Genomic DNA, 19523 nt, shown 5'->3' on the forward strand with positions numbered 1-19523 from the left:
AGCCGCAGCGACGGCGCGCTGCACGCCGATGCGTGGTGCCGAAGGCGGTCAGCCGATCTTGCGGTCTCGATGCTTGCGGCGCGACGCCAACTCGTCTTCAGGGGCGGCAATGGATTCTCCGCCGTCGGCCCGCTCGCCGTGGAAGTCGGCGATGACTCCGGTCAGCTCCCGCATCGCGCCCGAAACCGCGATGCCGAACACACCCTGGCCGCCTTGCAGCAGGTCTACGACCTCCTCGGCCGACGTGCAATCATAGACGGTTGTCCCGTCGGAGAACAGGGTGATGTTGGCCAGATCCTGGACCCCGCGCTGACGCAGGTGATCGACCGCAACCCGGATGTTGTGCAGCGAGATGCCGGTGTCGAGCAATCGCTTGACGATCTTGAGCACCAGAATGTCTTTGAAGGAGTACAGGCGCTGACTGCCCGATCCTGCCGCGCCGCGGATCGAGGGCACAACCAACGAGGTGCGTGCCCAGTAGTCGAGTTGGCGGTAGGTGATACCCGCAATCTGACAAGCGCTTGGTCCGCGGTAGCCGACCAGCTCGTCGGGTACCGAATCGTCGGGGAACAGTCCCTGCTGCACGGGTTCGCCTGCTGCAGAGCCATCGTAAGAACCGTTGGTCCCAGCGGTTGGGTTGGCTGCAAGATCCAGCTGTTCTTGACGTGGCTGGTCGCTCACGGTGTTTCCTCTCGCCGATCGCGCTGTTGTGTCACTAGCTGCGTCACTGGCTGCCTCGGCAACCGCGTTTGCTCAGGGCCGAGTGCTGAAGAGCATACGCTGTTGGACCGTTGCGGTCCGCGGGTTGCATCATCAAGTCGCCTTCAAAGTATGGACGCTGCGCGGGCCCGTGAGCGCCATCCCCTAGGCGTGTCGAGATGGCATGTTGCGAGATGAGACGGATCCGTGACGTTGTTGATCCTCCCTCACGATTGCTTTTTTCCTGCACCTTTGTTGGGTCAGGTGGCCTTGAAGTCGTCGGGCGAAACGCTGTCGAGAAACTCTTTGAATTTCTCGACCTCGTCCTCTCGAACGGCGCTTCCGGCCTCCTCGTCACCCTCGTCGGGTATCAACAGGCCGGCCTGGGCCAGCACCGCCTCCTCGACATAAATCGGAACACCGACGCGCAGCGCAATCGCCACCGAGTCGGAGGGGCGAGCCGAGACCGTGATGTTGCGGTCGAAGATCAAATCCGCATAGAACGTGCCCTCTTGCAGATCGACGATGCGCACTTCCTTGAGGGAATGCCCGAGCGCGGCAATGAGATCCCTGATCAAGTCGTGCGTCAACGGCCGGGGCGGCTCCACGCCTTGTTGCTCAAGCGCGATGGCAGCGGCCTCGGACTGGCCGATCCAAATCGGTAGGTACCGGTCACCGTCGGCTTCGCGCAGCAACAGCACCGGCTGGTTCTGCGGTTGCTCGACGCGAATGCCGACAACACGAACTTCACCCATCTGTGTCTGCCCTCCACACATCCCGCCGTGACCGACCATTGCTCAGCGTGACGACGCGGTGAGCACCCATCCCATTGCCACTGTCTGCCATTGTCGGGCCTTTGTCGCCGAACACCGAGCTGTCGAGGAAAGTCTAATCCTCAGCGGTGCAGAACGTCGCGTACAGCGGATTTGATTAACGAGGTGTGCAAGGTGATCGCCAGTGCGGCCACCTCACGCGCCAAGTCGTCGGCACGGTCGCGCGCGCCGGCCTTGTCGGCCTTGACCAACGGCCCGGCGATCTGTGCGATCAGGTCCGACTGCCGGTCGGCCGCCGAGCGGAAAGCGCGCAGGTGCCGTGGCTCCACGCCGTATTCCGACAGCGCGCGGGCGCACTGCAGGATTACCACGGCGTGTTCGTCGAAAAACCCACCCGGCCCGGTTGTGATCACGCCAGCCTTCAACACCGCACTGAGCAGTTCGTCGTCGACGCCCGAGCGCTCGATCAGGTCTTCGCGACTGAGCCGAACTCGCGCCGGCGCGACCGCCCCGGTGTCAGATCCCCCATCAGGTCCGGCGGTGCCGGCACTGTTACCCGCCACCGACACCAATTTCGGTACCCCGTAAGGGGATCCAATCGCCGGCAACTGGCCGTCGGGCTGGGCGTCCAGCTCCGACCTGATTACTTTGAGCGGTAGGTAATGATCACGCTGAGCGGTGAGTATGAAGCGCAGCCGCGCACAGTCGTACGCGGTGAACCTCCGATACCCCGATGCCGCGCGCTGCGGCGTCACCAGCCCTTCGGCCTCCAGGAAACGGATCTTGGAGATGGTGACATCTGGGAAGTCCGGTCGGAGCAGTTCCAACACCGCCCCGATGGACATCCCGGCGAGCGCGGGGCTATCGGGCGCGCTCACTGGCCTCCGGTGCCCCCGTCGTCGTCACCTTGCTTGGGGCCGGTCAGGAAGACCAGGCGGAACTTGCCGATTTGAACCTCGTCGTCGTTTGCCAACACGGCCGAATCAACCGGCTCCCGGTTGACGTAGGTGCCGTTGAGGCTCCCGACGTCCACGACGCTGAACTCGTTGCCTTCCAAGCGGAATTCGGCGTGACGACGGCTCACCGTTACGTCATCGAGGAAGATGTCGCTGTCGGGATGCCGACCAGCCGAGGTGATGGGTTGATCGAGCAGGAAGCGCGACCCGGCGTTGGGCCCCCGCTTCACGACCAGCAACGCCGAGCCGGACGGCAGTCCCTCTACCCCTGAAACTGAGCTTTCGGTGCCCGACTGGGTGGGGGCGTCCAGTTCGTTGAGGAAGTCAGCGCGGAAGACCGATGTCGTCTCCACGGTAACTTCGTCAGAAGTCTGGTCCCTATCTCTTGCTGCGTCCATGTCCGTCACCCGCTGCTCCTCACTGGCCGCTATCGCCTTGACCGCCGAGCCGGTCCACCGGCTTCTCCCTCGGATATACCGCTTGAACTACCTTTTACTGCCTTCAAACGCTTCCAACGCTGATCTATCGACCGTACCGCGCGAGGGTCCGCCCCGCGGCGGCGACGTGCCCGCCACTGCGGATCGTATGCCCGAAAGGCTGGTTCCTCATAGGTCAGTCACGGGTCCAACGCACCCCCAACGCTGGCAGGGACCTTAGCAACCGATCATTCGGTCACCGTGTCGCGGTAGGTCTGGACGTCAAGCAAAGCCGCCAACGCCGATTCCAGCGCGGCGACGTCGGAACCCTCGACCTGGACGTCCAGCAACCAGCCGGCGCCATACGGATCGGTGTTCACCAGCTGTGGCGTCGCTTCCAGATCAGCGTTCACCGCGGCCACCTTGCCCGAGATCGGGGCAAACAGATTAGACACCGACTTGGTCGATTCGACCTCGCCGAAGGTCTCCCCGGCGGTCACTTCGGCACCCACGTCGGGCAGCTGCACGAAGACCACATCACCGAGCGCAGACTGCGCGAAGTCGGTGATCCCGACCCGCACGGTGTCCTCCGCGGTCCGGCGAATCCACTCGTGCTCGGCGGTGTAGTGCAGGTCGGCGGGGATATCGCTCACGGTAATCCTGTTCTGGTCGGTTTTCGGTGTTAGTTCATTTGACGGGCTGAGCGTATTGGTGAGGTTTTGGTTGCCGCAAGGCGGTCACGTCTACGCGGTCGGACTGCTGTACCGACATCCGCCCGCCGACACGTTTGATGCTGTCCTCTGCGCCACCCGGAATGTTCATCGCCGCGGCCAGTGTAGGTGGATCACCAATCGCCAGAATCGAATACGGCGGTGAGAGGTTCTTGTTGTCGATTGTCAACGCACCGGGAGCACCAACGACCCAGGTATCCACACCGACCCGAACCGACTGCTGAGCGTCACTGACTTGGATCGCCTCGGCTCCGGCGGCACGCAATTCGTTGATCACATCGAGCATCGCTTCCGGCGCCACCCCCGGCCCCGGATCGTCGATTCGCACCGTGACCCCGGGCCCGGTGGCGCCCACCGCACCGACCAGGATGGACAACGCGGCCAGCCTGGCCTGAGCGCTCTCGATCGCGGTCTGGTCGTTGTTGCCGGAAGCCTCCAGCGCGTTGAGAGTGTTCTGCAGGTCGGTCACTTCGGCATTGAGCGTTCCCTCGCGTTGCCGCAGCGAGTCCAGCAACACCAACAGGTCCGCGGGCCGGGCCGTTTCCAGCGAGTCGCCGGACTCCGTCTGGCGCACCTGGGTCACGATGGCCACCCCCAAAACCAGGCACAACAGGATCGCCAGCGCCCCAAACAACAACCGGGAACGGCCGCGGCGCGCGCCGGTGGAGTCTTGAGTCTCGCGCGGTCCACGGTCGGGCCGGGAACGGTCGGCAGGCATCTCGTGACGACCGTGCTTGGCGGTTGCGTGACTTTTCGGGGTCGTCTTGGAGTGACCGTGTTGGGTTGCCGTGCCACGGTTTTCGTCACGGCTTTCGTCGCCGCCGGCGGCGCAACGATCCTGACTCACAGTGACCTCATCTCCGTATCTCCGTCATGCTCCGAACAGCCGGCGCCGCAGCGCCGCCGCGTTGCCGAAGATGCGAATTCCCAGCACGACGATGATCGCGGTGGACAACTGCGTCCCAACGCCCAATTGGTCGCCCACATAGACGATCAGGGCGGCTACCAAGACGTTGAACACGAACGACACCACGAAGACCTTTGGGTCGAAGATTCGCTCGAGATAGGCGCGAAGTCCGCCGAACACCGCGTCGAGCGCGGCCACCACCGCGATCGGCAGATACGGCTGGATGGCCTCGGGCACGCTGGGGTGGAAAACCAGGCCCAGCACGATGCCCACGGCAAGTGCCGCAATTCCGATCATGCTGGCTGATTTCCCGTCGGCTTCTCTCCCCCGCACACCACTAATACCAGAGCTTCTCTCACTAGGGCCCAATCTGCTTGACGAACTTGACATCTCGAATGGATCCGGCGGGCAGTGCCAGACCGTCGCCGACGTTGACGCTAACGCCGACACCGTAGGAGATCTCCAGCAGCTTAAGACGGCGCATGCCGGGACTTCGGTCGAAGGCGTCTCGCATCGCGTGAGGCGGTCCGACAGCGAGGATGGTGTACGGGCTACTGGTGGGATTGTTGTCGACCAGAATCGCTCCACCGGCCTGACGGATGGTGACATTCGGTCCGATCCGGACACCGTCGACCGAGACAGCCTCGACCCCACTTGCCCACAGCGAGTTGAGCACGAGCTGCAGATCGCGGTCCAAGATGATTTGCTGGCTGCCGCTGACGCGCTGCTTGGATGCGTCGGAAAGATTGGGCCCGACACCGGGGTCGGTCACCGTCACCGTCAAGCCAGGGCCGATGACCGGTGTGCTGGCAGCCGCCAGATTGAGGGCGTCGAGCTGGGTCAGCAGCCGTTGTCCTTCGACGTCGTCGGCCAACGCCAGCCGCTGCACGTCGTCGACCTTCGCCGAGAGTGCGCTGCGCCGCTGGGCCAGTTCGGCGGCAGCGGCCTGAGTGGAACGCACACTGGTCACCAGCAGCTGCTGTGCCGCGTGCACGCCGGGGGCAACCAGGCGCGCTTGCGCGACCGCGGCAGCGAAAACCGCGGCGACCAACGTGGCCGCCAGGGCCTGCCACAGCCAGCCGAAAGCGCGGGCTCGAACAGTTCGCTGGGCGCCGGAACTCTCGCGTTTGGCGGCTGCCGCGGCGTAACCGGGATCGAGGTGGTCGGAAAGCAGGGCACGAAGCAGCGACGGCACCGGGTTCCGTTTAGGCCGCGCGGCGTGGGCACTGTAGCCGGCGTTGGGGTCATAGCCACCGAGCAGCCGGCCCGCCTCAGCCATCCCCGCCCGCATTTCGGCCGACCGGCTGGAAAGTCCGGTGCTTGATCTTGGGAATCCGGCGCACCACCATCGTCATCTGCACGATGTAGAGCACAAATGCCCAGAGGTATGCATACAGACCCCAGATCAGAAACGCCCAGCCGCATGCCTTGAGCGCTCGGCTCCACAACGCATCCCACTGGCCCAGCAACAGCACCGGAAACCCGGCCATCAAAGCAAACGTGGCGGCCTTGCCGACGTAGGTGACCGGCAGCGCCGACACCCCCCGGCCCCACAGCGCCGGCAGAGTCAGGGCCAGCGCCGCGTCGCGGGCCAGCAGTGCCGCGATGAACCACCACGGCACGATCCCGCTCAGCCCCAGCACGATGGGCACCGTGATCATGTAGAGCCGATCAACGGCGGGGTCCAGCAGCACGCCCAGCCGGGACGACTGGTTGAGGAGCCGGGCGATCTTGCCGTCGGCCCAATCCGAGGCCCCGCTGAACATCAGAATCGCCACCGCCCAGCCATGGGCGGGCGCGATCAGCATTACGTAGACGAACACTGGGATCAGGGCCAGGCGGATGGCGCTCAGCAAGTTCGGTACCGTCAGCACCCGATTCTGTGCGAGCACTGGCTTCATGAGCGGTGACCTTAGCTGGGTGACGAGGGAGCCCGCATCACGGGCGTCGAACGCCCGAACGGGAACCTGGCCCCACGGTAGGGCACGAACATGAATCCGGCTGCACGGTTGCCGCCCCGGCTCACCGGAAAACGCCGGGCAGGCTCAGCGTAGAGAGAGTGTCGTCGGACAGTGGGTTGTCGTTGACCATGTAGGTCCATGTCGACGTGGGCCTGGCCAATTTGGACAGATCCAGCCCGGGCTCGTCTTCGAGAACGTTGGCGGTTTCGAAGGTCTGCTGTGCCGCCTCGATCGCGTCCGCGGCCAGCGAGGCAAACGCGTCCACCGCCATCCGGTGAAACTCGTCAAGCGGATTCTGCCGACCGAGCGCCCGCAGGTGAATGCTTTCCCGGATGTCGGCCAGGTATGCCAGGTTATCTGCCCAGCCCCGGTCGAGGTGATAGAGCATGATCATCCGACAGATCTTCTCGAGGCGGTCCTCGGACACTGTCTCGGATAGCTCCTTGTACCGCTTGGGCGCCAAGTCCGCGAGTTCCTCGCGTGCGGTTGCGGTGCGCAGCAACGTGTTGCGCCGGTCGACGATGATGGCGCGCTGCTGGGCGATCAGTTGGTTGTAGCGCCAGGTGTTTGCGTGCACGTCGAGCATGCGGCCCTCGGCAACTCGCTGGGCGTGGTCGAGCAGCCCGGCCGCTTTGGCGCTGACGATCTGGCCGTCTTCGTCGGTTTCCATCGGAAGCTTGTTGCCGTCCAGGTTGGCCGCGACAACGTCGTCTTCCCAGCTCGAGAAGAACACCGATGATCCGGGATCGCCCTGGCGCCCGGCGCGGCCGCGCAGCTGGTTGTCCAGCCGTTGGGTGTGGTGGCGGCCGGTGCCCACCACGCGCAGCCCGCCCAGTTCGGCGACCTGGTCGTGGTCGGCTTCATCGGATCCGCCCAACCGGATATCGGTGCCACGCCCGGCCATCTGGGTCGAGACGGTGACCCTGCTCAGAGTGCCGGCCTCGGCGATGACCGCAGCCTCTTCGGCATCGTTTTTGGCGTTGAGCACCACCGCGGGAATGTCGCGGCGCAACAGCCGCTCGTGCAGATCTTCGGACTCGGCAACGTCGCGGGTGCCGACCAGGACCGGCTGTCCCGTGTCATGTACCTCGGCGATGTGTTCAACGATCGCGTCGTTCTTGGCCGCAGCGGTGATGTACACCCGGTCGGATTCGTCCTCACGAATGTTGGGGGTGTTCGGCGGTATCGGCGACACGCCCAACTTGTAGAACTGGCGCAGCTGCTCACCGGCCGCCAACGCGGTTCCGGTCATGCCGCACACGGTCACGTACCGATTGATCAGTGCCTGCACCGTGATGGTGCCGAGCACCTCTCCGGTCTCGGTGGTTTCGATACCTTCCTTCGCCTCCACCGCCGCCTGCAGCCCGTCGGGCCAGCGCTGCAGTTGTGCGATGCGACCGCGCGACGCGTTGATCAGGTGAACCGCGTCGTCTCGCACGATGTAGTGCACGTCGCGCTGCAGCAGCACATGGGCGTGCAGGGCCACATTGACTTCGGTCAGCGTGGTCCCGACATGCTCTTCGGAGTACAGATCGATGCCGCCCAGCGCCTTTTCGACCTTGCTCGCTCCGGCCTCGGTCAGGTGGACGTTGCGGCTGTCGGCGTCGGTGGCGAAGTACTCGTCGGCGTCCTTGTCTTTGACGAGTTGGCCCACCAGCTTGATGATCTCCAGCCGCGGTGTCTCGCGGTGAGTCGTCCCGGCCAGCACCAGCGGGACCAGTGCCTCGTCGACCAGCACCGAGTCGGCCTCGTCAATGAGCGCAACATCCGGATTGGGTGAGACCAGGTCGGCGACATCGGTCACCAACTGGTCGCGCAACACATCGAAGCCGATCTCGTTGACCGAGGCATATGTCACGTCGCATTCGTATGCGGCTCTGCGGTCTGCTCCGGTTGATTCGGCGGTGATCCAGCCGACCGTCAGGTCCATCGCTTCCAGCAGTGGCGCCATCCACTCCGCGTCGCGGCGGGCCAGGTAGTCGTTGATGGTCACGACGTGGACATGGCGACCGCCCAACGCGTAGCCAGCGGCCGCGATCGCGCCGGCCAAAGTCTTGCCCTCACCGGTAGCCATCTCAATCACGTCGCCGGCGAGCATGCGCAGGGCGCCAAGCAACTGCACGTCGAACGGTCGCAGCCCGGTCGCCCGCTCGCCCGCTTCCCGCGCGATCGCGAGGAACTGGGGAATGTCGGCGGAGTCGGCGAGGTCTTCCAGATTGAGCAGCCCGGCCGCCTTGCGCAGCTTTTCGTCGTTGAGGTCGGCGGCTTCTTTGTCGAACTCAGCTGAAGCGGTCACCTGGGCGAGCGACCGGTTTTGATTCTTTTCCGTTGTGGCGCCGAGCAACCGCCAGAATCGGCTGCTCAGGCGGCCCGACTGGGCGCGCGTGGTCTTGGACACAGCCCAACGGTACGCGACGCCCAAACCGCGGCGAGCGTGCGTGTTTGTGCGCGACACGCCGGGCGCCGCTGTACAACTGCGCACGCTCGCTGCCCGCGACGCGCGGCGAGCCGCCTAGGCCAGGTTTGATCGGCGCGGGTAGGCGACGCTCGGGTCGGTGAGAACGTTGACGACGGCCGGAAGCCCGCTGGCGAAGGCGCGTTCCAGCGCGGGACGAAGTTCAGCGGGCGCGGCCACCAGCTCTCCGTGGCCGCCCAGGGCGCGTACCACTTCGTCGTAGCGGGTTCCCGGGCGCAGCTCGGCCACCACCGAATAGCCATAGAGCGCTTCCATCGGGTGCTTCTCCAGACCCCAGATGCCGTTGTTGCCGACCACCGACACGACCGGCACGTTGTGGCGGACCAACGTGTCCCATTCCATTCCGCTGAACCCGAATGCGCCGTCGCCTTGCAGCAGCACCACCTGACGCTCCGGCCGGGCCAGCTTGGCGGCCAGGGCGTAGCCGGGCCCCGATCCCAGGCAGCCGAACGGGCCGCTGTCGAGCCAGCAGCCCGGCTGGTAGCTGTCGATGACACGCCCGGCATAGGACCCGAAATCGCCCGCGTCGATGACCACGATCGCATCGCGATCCAGCAGCGGCGCCAATTCCGCGTACACCCGCATGGGGTGCAGCGGGATCCGATCTTCAGCGAGTTCGGTCTTCTCCCGTTCGCGTGCCTCGGTCTCGGTGTCGCGCAGTTCGCGGATCCAGCTCTGATGGTCACCAGCATCAGGTCCGGTCAGCGCCGCCAGGATCTGACTCAAGTCCCCGTAGAGGCCGGCGGCAATGGGTCGTGGATGCTGGCGTTCGGGCTCGGCGCGGTCCACCACGATGAGCTGGGTCTGCGGCCCGAAGACTCCGCCGAAGCCCAGACGAAAGTCCATCGGCACGCCGACAATCAGCGCGACGTCGGCCTCGCCCAGCGCCTTTGATCGGGCCCGCGAAAAGGCAAGTGGATGGTCGGCGGGCACGACGCCACGCGCCATCCCGTTCATCAGCACCGGAATCTGCCGTTCTTCGGCAAGGCGCAGCAGCGCGCGCTCCTCGTGGCCCCACCAGACATTCGTTCCGGCCATGATGACCGGGCGCTGGGCCCGCGAGAGCAACTCGGCGGCCCGATCGATTTCCCGGCCGTTCGGGGCCGGGTGTTGTGCGGCTGCCGGTTGCTCGGTCAGAACGCCCGGCCGACCGTCATCTTGTGCCATGGAAAACACGTGGTCCATCGGGAAATCGACGAAGGCGACCCCGGAGTGGGAGCCCACCGCGGCCCGCAGCGCTTGGTCGACCAGGAGACCGGCATCCTCGGCGGACTGGGCGGTGGCGGCAAAGCGGGTCAACGGCGCCACAAACGGCACGTGGTCGATTTCCTGCAGCGAGCCCATCCCCCATCGCCCTGCCGGTGCCCGGCCCCCCAGGACCACCAGTGGCGACTGGTTCTGTTGGGCGGCGGCCATTGCGCTCATGCCATTGGTGACCCCGGGGCCGGCCGTCAGCGCCGCCACGCCCGGCACCCTGGTGACCTTCGACCAGCCTTCGGCGGCGAACGCCGCGGTCTGTTCGTGGCGGGTATCGACCAACCGGACGCCCTCGTCGCGGCAGCCGTCATAGAGCGAAAACAGATGGCCGCCCGATAGGGTGAACACGGTGTCGACACCGCTGGCGCGCAGCCTACGGGCGACAAGCCGGCCGGCATGAACGGTTTGGACTGGGGCGGCGTCGGTGCTCATGTCCGTCATATTTGGGAAGCCTAGCCACCTCCTTCGGGTACCTTCCAGGGCTCCGGCGTTCCCTGGGGTACCTTCGCCGAAGGATTTGTATTGAGCAATCACCTCAACACCTCGACCGTGAGGAGTACCGATCTTGGGCCCGAAGCCGTTTACGCCCTCCATCGACTGGTCCAGTGCATTCGTAGATTCGGTGTTTTGGGTGGCTAAAGCGTGGGCGATCAGCGCCGTCTGCGTGATCGCCGCGTTGGCCCTCTTCAAGTTCTTCACGCCGTGGGGCCGGCAGTTCTGGCGAATCACCTCCGAGTACTTCATCGGCCCCAAAAGCATTCGCGTGTGGTTGATGCTCGGTGTGCTGTTGTTTTCGGTAGTGCTGGCGGTGCGACTGAATGTGCTGTTCAGCTACCAGGGCAATGACATGTACACCGCATTGCAGAAGGCCTTCCAGGGCACCGCCGCCAGTGACGAAGCGGTGAAACGCTCAGGCGTGCGAGGATTCTGGATGTCCATCGGGGTCTTCAGCGTCATGGCAGTAATACACGTGGCCCGCGTCATGGCCGACATATACCTGACCCAGCGCTTCATCATCGCGTGGCGGGTGTGGCTCACCGACCATCTCACCAAGGACTGGCTCAAAGGTCGGGCTTACTACCGGGATCTGTTCATCGACGAAACGATCGACAACCCCGACCAGCGTATTCAGCAAGACATTGACGTCTTCACCGCGGGCGCCGGGGGAACACCTAATCAGCCGTCCAATGGGACCGCCAGCACGCTGCTGTTCGGGGCCGTGCAGTCGATCATCTCGGTGATTTCCTTTACCGCGATTCTGTGGAACCTGTCCGGCACGCTGAATATTTTCGGCTTGTCATTCCCGCGGGCGATGTTCTGGACCGTGCTGATTTACGTCTTGGTGGCAACGATCATCTCGTTCGTCATCGGGCGGCCGCTGATCTGGCTCAGCTTCCGTAACGAAAAGCTCAATGCCGCTTTCCGTTACGCGCTGGTGCGATTGCGGGATGCGGCCGAGGCCGTGGGCTTCTACCGCGGCGAGCGGGTGGAAGGCGCACAGTTGGAGCGCCGCTTTCTACCGGTCATCCGCAACTATCGCCGATATGTCCGCCGCAGCATCGCGTTCAACGGCTGGAACTTGTCCGTGAGCCAGACCATCGTGCCGTTGCCCTGGGTGATCCAGGCGCCGCGATTGTTTGCGGGGCAGATCGACTTCGGCGACGTCGGCCAGACGGCCACGGCCTTCGGCAACATTCACGACTCGCTGTCGTTCTTCCGTAACAACTATGACGCATTTGCCTCTTTCCGGGCGGCGATCATCCGTCTGCACGGCTTGGTCGATGCCAACGAGAAGGGGCGCGCACTGCCTGCGGTATTGACCAAGCCAAGCAGCGACGAGTCCGTCGAACTCACCGATGTTGAGGTTCGCACCCCCGCTGGAGATCGATTGATCGACCCGTTGGATGTCCGGCTCGACCGCGGCGACTCACTGGTGATCACCGGCCGGTCGGGCTCTGGCAAAACGACGTTGCTGCGCAGCCTGGCCGAGCTGTGGCCGTTCGCCTCGGGAACTCTGAGCCGCCCAGACGGTGCCAACGACACGATGTTCTTGTCGCAGCTGCCCTATGTGCCGTTGGGCTCGCTGCGAGTCGTGGTGTGCTACCCGAATTCCCCTTACGACATCCCGGACGAGGCGGTGCGCGACACGCTGACCAAGGTCGCCCTGGCTCCGCTGTGCGACCGCCTCGACGAAGAACGCGACTGGGCGAAAGTCCTCTCTCCCGGTGAGCAACAGCGGGCGGCGTTTGCCCGGATTCTGCTGACCAAACCCAAAGCCGTCTTCCTTGACGAAAGCACGTCGGCGCTGGACACCGGTCTCGAGTTCGCGCTCTACGAGTTACTGCGCAACGAGCTACCGGACTGCATTGTGGTCAGCGTCAGCCATCGACCCGCGCTGGAGCGACTGCATAACCAGCGGCTCGAACTGCTCGGCGGCGGCCCTTGGCGGCTGGGTCCGGTGAACCAGGAGCCGGCACCGGCCTAACGACGCCCCGCTCCCGGCGGAAGCGGCAGCCTTTTCGCCAGAGCCGACGAGCGGTCCCATTCATCAGAGCTATTACATGGCGAATTCATGGCCCGCCACCGACCTCGGCGTCAATTGCGGATACCATCCGGCAATAAATCTACGGCTCACCATCCGGTGAATCAATCGGCATCTTCGGGGTGCTAATTCAACCGGTCAGGAATTGTTTATCTTCTCGTCATCGCCCACCATGGCAGGCCGCCGCGATACTACTGGAACCCACTCTCCCGCAGCCTGACTGGACCACCCGCGGCCGGGCGCATGGCGCACCGACACTGACCCGGGCGATATTCCGAGTGTGATGAATATTCGGGCATCAACTTGCCTCGATCGATCCGCCTATTGCGCTATATCGCTGAAAGTTATTCGTGTCTCAACAATTCATCGAACCCGGAATTAAAATGGTTTCCAATTAGGACATTTTTGGCATGCCGTCGCGTAATGTCCCGACCCAACCTCGTTAGCGGCAGGTTTTTCTGGCCGATCCGCCGAGATTCATTGGTATTTGGTTCTGGGAGGAGAACGTGATGGCGTTTGTGCTGGCGGTGCCGGACATGGTGGCGGAGGCTGCGGCCGATCTGGCTGGTGTCGGGTCGGTGATCGATGCCGCGAATACGGCCGCGGCCGGGTCGACGACGGGGATCGTGGCTGCCGCTGAGGATGAGGTTTCGGCGGCGATCGCGGCGTTGTTTTCCGGCCACGGTCAGGCGTATCAACAGATCAGCGCTCGAGTCGCGGAGTTTCACGCCCAGTTCGAGCGGGTCTTCGCCGCCGGTGCGCAAGCCTATTCCGGCGCCGAAGCGGCCAACGCATCGTTCCTGCAAGACCCGCTGCAAACTGCGCTCAACGCCATCAACACACCAGTGCAGGACTTGACCGGGCGGCCGTTGGTTGGCAACGGCGCCAACGGTGTGCCCGGGACCGGCGCAAACGGGGCGGCCGGCGGCTGGTTACTCGGCAACGGTGGTGCGGGCGGGCTGATTGGCGCTGGGGGCGCTGGCGGAGCCGGCGGAAACTCGCCGTTACGCAATACCGCAAACGGCGGGAACGGCGGCACCGGCGGGGCCGGTGGGCTATTGGCGGGTCTGGTCGGTGCCGGCGGTGGTGATGGTGGCAGCGGCGGGCTCGGCGCGGCCGGCGGAGATGGTGGCAACGGCGGAAGGGCCGGCCTGTTTGGCGGCGCGGGTGGTGCCGGCGGCATGGGCGCAACCGGCGGTCACTCGGGTGGTGACCGCGGCGCCGGCGGGGACGCAGGCCTGCTTTTCGGCACCGGGGGCGCCGGTGGGGCAGGCGGTCACGCCTTTGACGGCACCGGGGGCGCCGGAGGGGCCGGGGGCAACGGGCCGGCGGCCGGGGCGGCGGCGGTGGACAGCTATTGGGTAACGGCGGAGCAGGCGGCGCCGGCGGGCAGGGCGGCAATGATGGTGGCGCCGGTGGCCTCGGGGGCAATGGCGTCCTGATCGGCAATGGCGGCAACGGCGGAGTCGGCGGAGTAGGAGAAACGCCGGGTGGTGATGGCGGCGGCGGAATCAGCGGGCTACTGCTGGGCGCAGACGGATTCAACGCCCCGGCGGGTAGTTCCCCCGTGCACGGCCTGCAACAGCAGGCGCTGGCTGCAATCAACGCACCCGTGCAGGAGCTGACCGGGCGCCCGCTGATCGGCAACGGCCTGCCCGGTTCCGCGGGTAGCGGGGCGGCTGGCGCGCCGGGCGGTTGGCTGCTCGGCGACGGCGGAGCTGGGGGGTCTGCCGCTGCGACCCCGGGAGCCGCCGGCGGTGCCGGCGGTGCGGCCGGGCTGGTGGGTGCCGGCGGTGCGGGCGGTGCCGGCGCGAATACGGGGATCAGCAACCCCGGATTCCGGTGGATTCCTGCTTGGCGACGGCGGGGCTGGTGGAGCCGGTGGGGCCGGGGCCGGCGCCGGCGGCGGTGTGGGCGGGGCTGGCGGTGACGGCGGGAATGCCGGCCTGCTGGGCGGCCCGGGCGGATCGGGCGGCAGCGGCGGCGACGGGATTGCGAAACTGGGATTCAACGCCGACGGAGGCGCGGGCGGTGCCGGCGGCAACGGCGGGTTCTTGTACGGCAGCGGCGGGACCGGCGGGTTCGGCGGGGTGGGCGGAGTCGGCACCAGCACGGGTATTGGTGGTGCCGGCGGACGCGGCGGCAATGCCGGTTTGCTGTTCTCCGACGCCGGGGTCGGCGGGTTCGGCGGCACCGGCGGCGGAACCGGCGGCACCGGTGGGAATGCCGGGTGGCTCGGGTCGTGCGGGTCCGGTGGCGCCGGCGGCGGTTCCAACGGCGATGGTGGCGCCGGCGGAACCGGTGGCTCCGGCGGACAAATAGTCGGTGATGGCGGCGCGGGCGGCGCCGGCGGGCAAGGCGACCTTCTTGCGGCCGGCGGCAGCGGCGGAGACGGCGGCCAGGGCGGCGACGCCGTGTTGATCGGCACCGGCGGCAACGGCGGCAACGGCGCTTCCGGAGTGCTCGCGGGTATCGGCGGCGACGGGGGCAGCCGTGGATTGCTGCTCGGCGAAGACGGCATCAACGGCGAAGCCGCCCCTCCGATGACGCACATCGTGTTGCTCGGCGGGGATTTCCCGGCGGCGGCTAGCTAGCGGTGCCGGACGGCCGCGGCGATCGACACGATGTGCCGTGATGACTTAGGGGGGCCACGCGGGCGCCCGCGTGCGCCGCGGCATGGGCTCCGGCACGGCGCCCGAAGAATGATCCCTCCCCCAGCTGCGTACCGCTCGCGTAGCCCTTGCCATCCTGGGCGATGTTGGAGGCGCACGCGCCGGCCGCATATAGGCCCGCCACCACCGACCCGTCGCTTCGCAGCACCTCGCCGTCGACCGATGTGGCCAGTCCACCGAGGGTGAAGCCGGCATACATCGCCTTGCCCAGCGACATGTCGAATGCTCCCCATGGCCCCTTGTCCTGGGGGGCAAGGAATTCCGGCTGTTTGTGAAAGTCGGGATCCTCGCCGCGCGCGGCATAGGTGTTGTAGCGATCCAGCGCCGCAACCAAATTGCAGTCCGGAATGCCAAGTGCGGCTTCCATTTCGGCGACGCTCTCCCACCCGTCGATCAACAGAACCAGCGGCATCTTGGGATGCTGCAGGTGTGCCTCGTCGACGATCAGATAGGCCGCGCTGACGGGTTGATCCATGATGAACCCCGCCGTGCGGGAATGATATGAGTCCTCGGCGACGAAACGCCGTCCGAGCTTGTTGACGATGACGCCGGTCAGCAGGATCGATGGCGGGTACGGCGGAGCGGTAACGAAGATCTGATCCATGTGTTCGGTGGCGCCGCCGGCCGACACCCCCATCCGAATGCCCAGCCCGTCGTCGTAGGTGTTGCCGAGCACGAACGGCTTCTCGGCCAGTTTCGGGGTGTACTTGGCGACCATCTCGGGGTTCATCACAAATCCCCCGGCAGCAATAATCACCGACTTCGCCTTGATCGCGCCGGTTTCGGTGAACCGCTTCCACATCACTCCGGCTACCCGGGCCGCCGTTCCCGAGCCGGCCACGATGAGTTCGGTGGCGCCCGTCTCGTAGCGGATCTGCACCCCCAGGCTCGCGGCTCGTTTGAGCAGCAGGTCGATCACCATCGACGCGCCGCCGGTGTCACCCGGAACCGGCACCTTGTGGCCGCGTGGCGCCGGCACCGCCTTTTCGAAGAAGGGCCAAACCTTCTCATTGCCGGTGAACATCAATCCCTCGGTGTTGGGCTGGATCACCGCCTTCCCGGGAAAGTAACTACGCTCGAACTGAAAGCCGAGGTCTTCGAGCCAGTTGAAGTGCTCGACGCTACCGTCGCAGTAAGCGCGAATCTTGGCGTGATCGGGCTGGCGCGACACCGCAGCCAAGTACTTGTACATCTCATCGGGTGTGTCCGAGTGACCGGTCGCCTGCTGGACCGCCGTTCCGCCGCCCAGATAGAAATGCCCTCCGGCCAGCGATGTGGTTCCGCCCGCCGCGGCGGCACGTTCGAGCACCAGCACCCGGGCGCCGGCGGCGGCCGCCGCGACTGCTGCGCATCCCCCGGCGATACCGAAGCCGATTACCACCACATCGACGTCATCCGTCCATGAGGTCACCGTGTCTGAGCTAACCGTCGCTGGTATCTCGGTGTTCAACACTGCTCCCGTTTGATGTAGTCATAAAACGCCTTGATTTCCGGCGAGAAGTACGCAATTTCCACAAACGGCACCCCCGCCTGTGGTGCCGCGACGTAGGCGAACTGAATTCCCCCCGGCATCGAGCCGCGCTGGACCACGCTGGCGCCGTGGTCAGCGGCCTCGGCCAGTGCGATCTCAAGCTGCTCGGGGCCCTCGACCTCCAGACAGATGTGATGCAGGCCCGGCCCGCAATCGCGCAGAAAGTCACTATAGATATTCTCTCCGCGGACCGGAGAGATCAGCTCCAGCTGCATGTCGCCGAGATAGCTCAGGGAGATACTCGCGACAAAGTCGGCGGGCTTGCCGCGATAGCTGCAGCTGTCCGGAGCAAAGTGCACATCGGGTATCCGCACCCACTTGCGAGCGCCCAATAAGCCTGTGAGCGCTGCTTCTGTAGCATCCAGATCCGGGGTGACCCACGCAATCTGTGTCGGCGACCGGACAGAAAGGTTCATCGTCTCGCAGGATAGCTCAGCCCGCTGAGCCCAGAAAGAGCGCAGAGGAACTTTGCCATCGTCACTAGTGGCGGTAACGCCGGGCCCAGGTGAACACGTTCTAATTCGGCGAGCGGCGCGGGTAGGTGGTCGGTCGGACGCAGCGGTGTCAGCGACTCCGGGATTCCGGCCGAATCGCGACCGCGGGCGTTTTAGCCGGCAAACGGCACTCCGAGATCCTGGCGCATCTCGTCAGAGGTGCGCTGCCAGGAGACCGCGGCGGGAAAATCGCCCCAGATGCTGTTAAAGATCCCCACCAGCTGCCCTGGCCCTGCGCCGGCAAGGTAGACGGGTCCGCCGGAGTCACCCCGCTGACTTTCGACGCCACCGGTCATGGTGAACCACCCATTGTTGACGCTCTCGACGGTCCCGCACGTTTCCCCGGTGGTGATGCCGAAATGGCAGACCGCTTGGCCAGGTTGCAGCGCGAGACCCGGGTTTGAGGTCAAGGGGCGTCCCCCCGGCATGATGTTGCTGATCCGCACCCCATCAACCAGCATGATCGCTTCGTAGTCTTCGATCGTCTGATCGGTGGCCACCGTGGTACCGCTGGGTGTGTTGTCGCGGAAGGCCCGCAGCTGCCCGATGATGGCGTTGCCCCGGTCGGTGACTGGTCCGTCGCCTCGGCAGTGCCCCGCGGTAAAGGCCATGTGCATCGCGGGATCGACCCAGGCCAGGGTGCAGACGTGGTTGTCCTGGTGGATCTCCATGCCGGGGAACACCAGCGGCGGTTCGGCACGTGCGGCCGGCGCCCACGCGAACGCGAGGGCCGCGGTCGTGGCTGATACGGCGAAAGCACGCAATGCCAGGCGGCGAACCATAGAATCTACCCTTCGGGGCCGGCGCAATGCCGACCACAGTTAGACGTTACGGCGTATCTCGACTTGACGAATAACTTTTCGTAAACGGCCCCCCGGCCGTTACATCGGCTAAGTCGGACGCTAGCCAGACGTGGTCACAGTGGCTGCATCCTCGGCCCGAGGTGTTGCCGTCGTCGACGGTTGCCACCCCGGCGGCCCAAACGCGTAGCCTAGCCGGTCACGCAGCCTTGTCGCCGATCGCCAATCGCGAGCAATCGCCACATATTCACGCGTCTGCAGCTTCCAGATGTTGAACGTGTCGACCGGTTTGGTCAGTCCGTAGTGCGGCCGAGCGGTCTCCGCCTGGAAGCTGCGGAACAGCCGGTCCCAGATGATCAGGATGCCCCCGTAGTTCTTGTCCAGGTACATCTGGTCCATCCCATGGTGCACCCGGTGATGCGACGGAGTGTTGAAAATGAACTCGAACCAGCGTGGCAGCTTGTTGATTCGCTCGGTGTGCACCCAGAACTGGTAGATCAAGCTCACCGAAAACCCGAAGAACACCATCCAGGGCGGTAACCCCAACAGCGGCAACGGAACCCACATGAGCACCTCGCCGCTGTTGTTCCATTTCTGCCGCAACGCGGTGGCAAAGTTGAAATATTCGCTGGAGTGATGTGCCTGGTGAGTGGCCCAGATCAACCGGACTCGGTGAGCGATGCGGTGATAGGTGTAATACAGCAGGCCGACGCCCACGATCGCAATGACCCAGGTGTACCAGCGCCCCGGCGAAAGATGCCACGGGGCGACATAGGTGTAGATGGCCGCGTAACCCAGCAAGGCCAGCGTCTTCCAGAAAGCGATGGTGACCAGTGATACCAGGCCCATCGAGATGCTCGCGACGGAATCGCGGGTGTGGTAGGAGCCCGATACCGGCCGCGGTGTTTCGGTGGCGCCTGCCTCGAGTTTTTCCAGCTTGCGAGCGGCCGCCCATTCGACCGTCAACAGGAACAGAAAAAATGGGATGGCGAACAACACCGGATCGCGCATTTCGCCGGGCAAGACGGCGAGGAAGCCTGGTAGAGCACTCACGTTAGACAGACTACTGATATCCGGTTTGCCGTCCCAGGGCCAAAAGGCCCGGCAATCGTGGAGGTAGCGCCATGGACGGCCCGCCGCGCAAGCCCAGCATGCCCTACCGGCTCTGTTACGCGCCTCCGGTCGGCGCTGCCGACTGTTTCCGGTTGCCGAGCTGGACCGCTGGGCCGCCCACCCACGGTCTATGAGGTCAGCCCGCGACTGTCCGGGGACGCGGGATCGAACCTCACCTGCTATGTCTGCACGGCG

16 protein-coding genes and 1 pseudogene are annotated in these 19523 nt (G+C 65.2%); 2 read left to right on the top strand and 15 right to left on the bottom strand.

Annotation, left to right across the window (positions count from 1 at the left end; genetic code table 11):
- Positions 1–48: 48 nt before the first annotated feature.
- The 11 genes from MMSP_RS16045 to MMSP_RS16095 all read right to left on the bottom strand — a co-directional run bounded on the left by MMSP_RS16045 (position 49) and on the right by MMSP_RS16095 (position 10608).
- Positions 49–681 carry a MerR family transcriptional regulator gene (locus MMSP_RS16045; RefSeq protein ID WP_020787471.1) on the bottom strand — a complete coding sequence of 211 codons (633 nt, stop codon included), beginning with the start codon at positions 679–681 and terminating at the stop codon, positions 49–51.
- A gap of 278 nt (positions 682–959) precedes the next feature.
- Entirely contained in the window at positions 960–1454 is a 495-nt protein-coding gene (locus tag MMSP_RS16050; protein ID WP_012394420.1) for a bifunctional nuclease family protein, read from the bottom strand.
- Positions 1455–1594: 140 nt separating this feature from the next.
- Entirely contained in the window at positions 1595–2350 is a 756-nt protein-coding gene (locus MMSP_RS16055) for a MerR family transcriptional regulator (protein ID WP_012394419.1), read from the bottom strand.
- Positions 2347–2826, bottom strand: coding sequence for a glycogen accumulation regulator GarA (gene garA / locus MMSP_RS16060; RefSeq protein ID WP_223161427.1), 480 nt, complete (start codon positions 2824–2826; stop codon positions 2347–2349). The genes MMSP_RS16055 and garA overlap by 4 nt, the downstream gene beginning before the upstream one ends.
- A gap of 266 nt (positions 2827–3092) precedes the next feature.
- On the bottom strand, positions 3093–3497 hold the full coding sequence (gcvH, locus tag MMSP_RS16065) for a glycine cleavage system protein GcvH (RefSeq protein WP_020787473.1): 405 nt from the start codon (positions 3495–3497) through the stop codon (positions 3093–3095).
- A 34-nt stretch (positions 3498–3531) separates the two neighbouring features.
- A complete protein-coding gene (locus MMSP_RS16070; RefSeq protein WP_020725256.1) occupies positions 3532–4422 on the bottom strand; it encodes a DUF881 domain-containing protein in 891 nt (296 codons plus the stop codon).
- 24 nt (positions 4423–4446) lie between these two features.
- Complete coding sequence (locus MMSP_RS16075) at positions 4447–4779, bottom strand: small basic family protein (protein ID WP_012394415.1); 333 nt, start codon at positions 4777–4779, stop codon at positions 4447–4449.
- 61 nt (positions 4780–4840) lie between these two features.
- Complete coding sequence (locus tag MMSP_RS16080) at positions 4841–5761, bottom strand: DUF881 domain-containing protein (protein WP_020787474.1); 921 nt, start codon at positions 5759–5761, stop codon at positions 4841–4843.
- A complete protein-coding gene (locus MMSP_RS16085; RefSeq protein ID WP_015355490.1) occupies positions 5754–6383 on the bottom strand; it encodes a CDP-alcohol phosphatidyltransferase family protein in 630 nt (209 codons plus the stop codon). Before MMSP_RS16085 ends, MMSP_RS16080 begins: the two co-directional genes overlap by 8 nt.
- A 121-nt stretch (positions 6384–6504) precedes the next feature.
- Complete coding sequence (gene secA2 / locus MMSP_RS16090) at positions 6505–8841, bottom strand: accessory Sec system translocase SecA2 (RefSeq protein ID WP_020787475.1); 2337 nt, start codon at positions 8839–8841, stop codon at positions 6505–6507.
- 114 nt (positions 8842–8955) lie between these two features.
- The gene (locus MMSP_RS16095; protein WP_036426608.1) at positions 8956–10608 is read right to left on the bottom strand and encodes an acetolactate synthase; all 1653 of its coding nucleotides are present in this window, start codon (positions 10606–10608) and stop codon (positions 8956–8958) included.
- Between the two features lie 133 nt (positions 10609–10741).
- Here MMSP_RS16095 and MMSP_RS16100 point away from each other — a divergent pair, with 133 nt between their 5' ends.
- Positions 10742–12661: an ABC transporter ATP-binding protein/permease gene (locus MMSP_RS16100; protein WP_020787477.1), complete on the top strand. Its 1920-nt coding sequence runs from the start codon at positions 10742–10744 to the stop codon at positions 12659–12661.
- 566 nt (positions 12662–13227) lie between these two features.
- Positions 13228–15312, top strand: a pseudogene (locus tag MMSP_RS27570) (PE family protein).
- Here the strand turns inward: MMSP_RS27570 and MMSP_RS16110 are convergent.
- The 4 genes from MMSP_RS16110 to MMSP_RS16125 form a co-directional block, all read right to left on the bottom strand.
- The gene (locus MMSP_RS16110; RefSeq protein WP_051153795.1) at positions 15305–16840 is read right to left on the bottom strand and encodes an FAD-binding protein; all 1536 of its coding nucleotides are present in this window, start codon (positions 16838–16840) and stop codon (positions 15305–15307) included. The pseudogene MMSP_RS27570 and the gene MMSP_RS16110 overlap by 8 nt on opposite strands.
- Positions 16837–17337: a VOC family protein gene (locus tag MMSP_RS16115; protein ID WP_036426610.1), complete on the bottom strand. Its 501-nt coding sequence runs from the start codon at positions 17335–17337 to the stop codon at positions 16837–16839. The genes MMSP_RS16110 and MMSP_RS16115 overlap by 4 nt, the downstream gene beginning before the upstream one ends.
- A gap of 191 nt (positions 17338–17528) precedes the next feature.
- Positions 17529–18197: a hypothetical protein gene (locus tag MMSP_RS16120; RefSeq protein ID WP_015355483.1), complete on the bottom strand. Its 669-nt coding sequence runs from the start codon at positions 18195–18197 to the stop codon at positions 17529–17531.
- 120 nt (positions 18198–18317) lie between these two features.
- Positions 18318–19268, bottom strand: a complete 951-nt coding sequence (locus tag MMSP_RS16125) for a sterol desaturase family protein (RefSeq protein WP_036426612.1) — start codon at positions 19266–19268, stop codon at positions 18318–18320.
- Between the last annotated feature and the right edge of the window lie 255 nt (positions 19269–19523).

The sequence above is a fragment of the Mycobacterium sp. 012931 genome, from assembly GCF_000419295.1.
GTDB classification, from domain to species: domain Bacteria; phylum Actinomycetota; class Actinomycetes; order Mycobacteriales; family Mycobacteriaceae; genus Mycobacterium; species Mycobacterium marinum.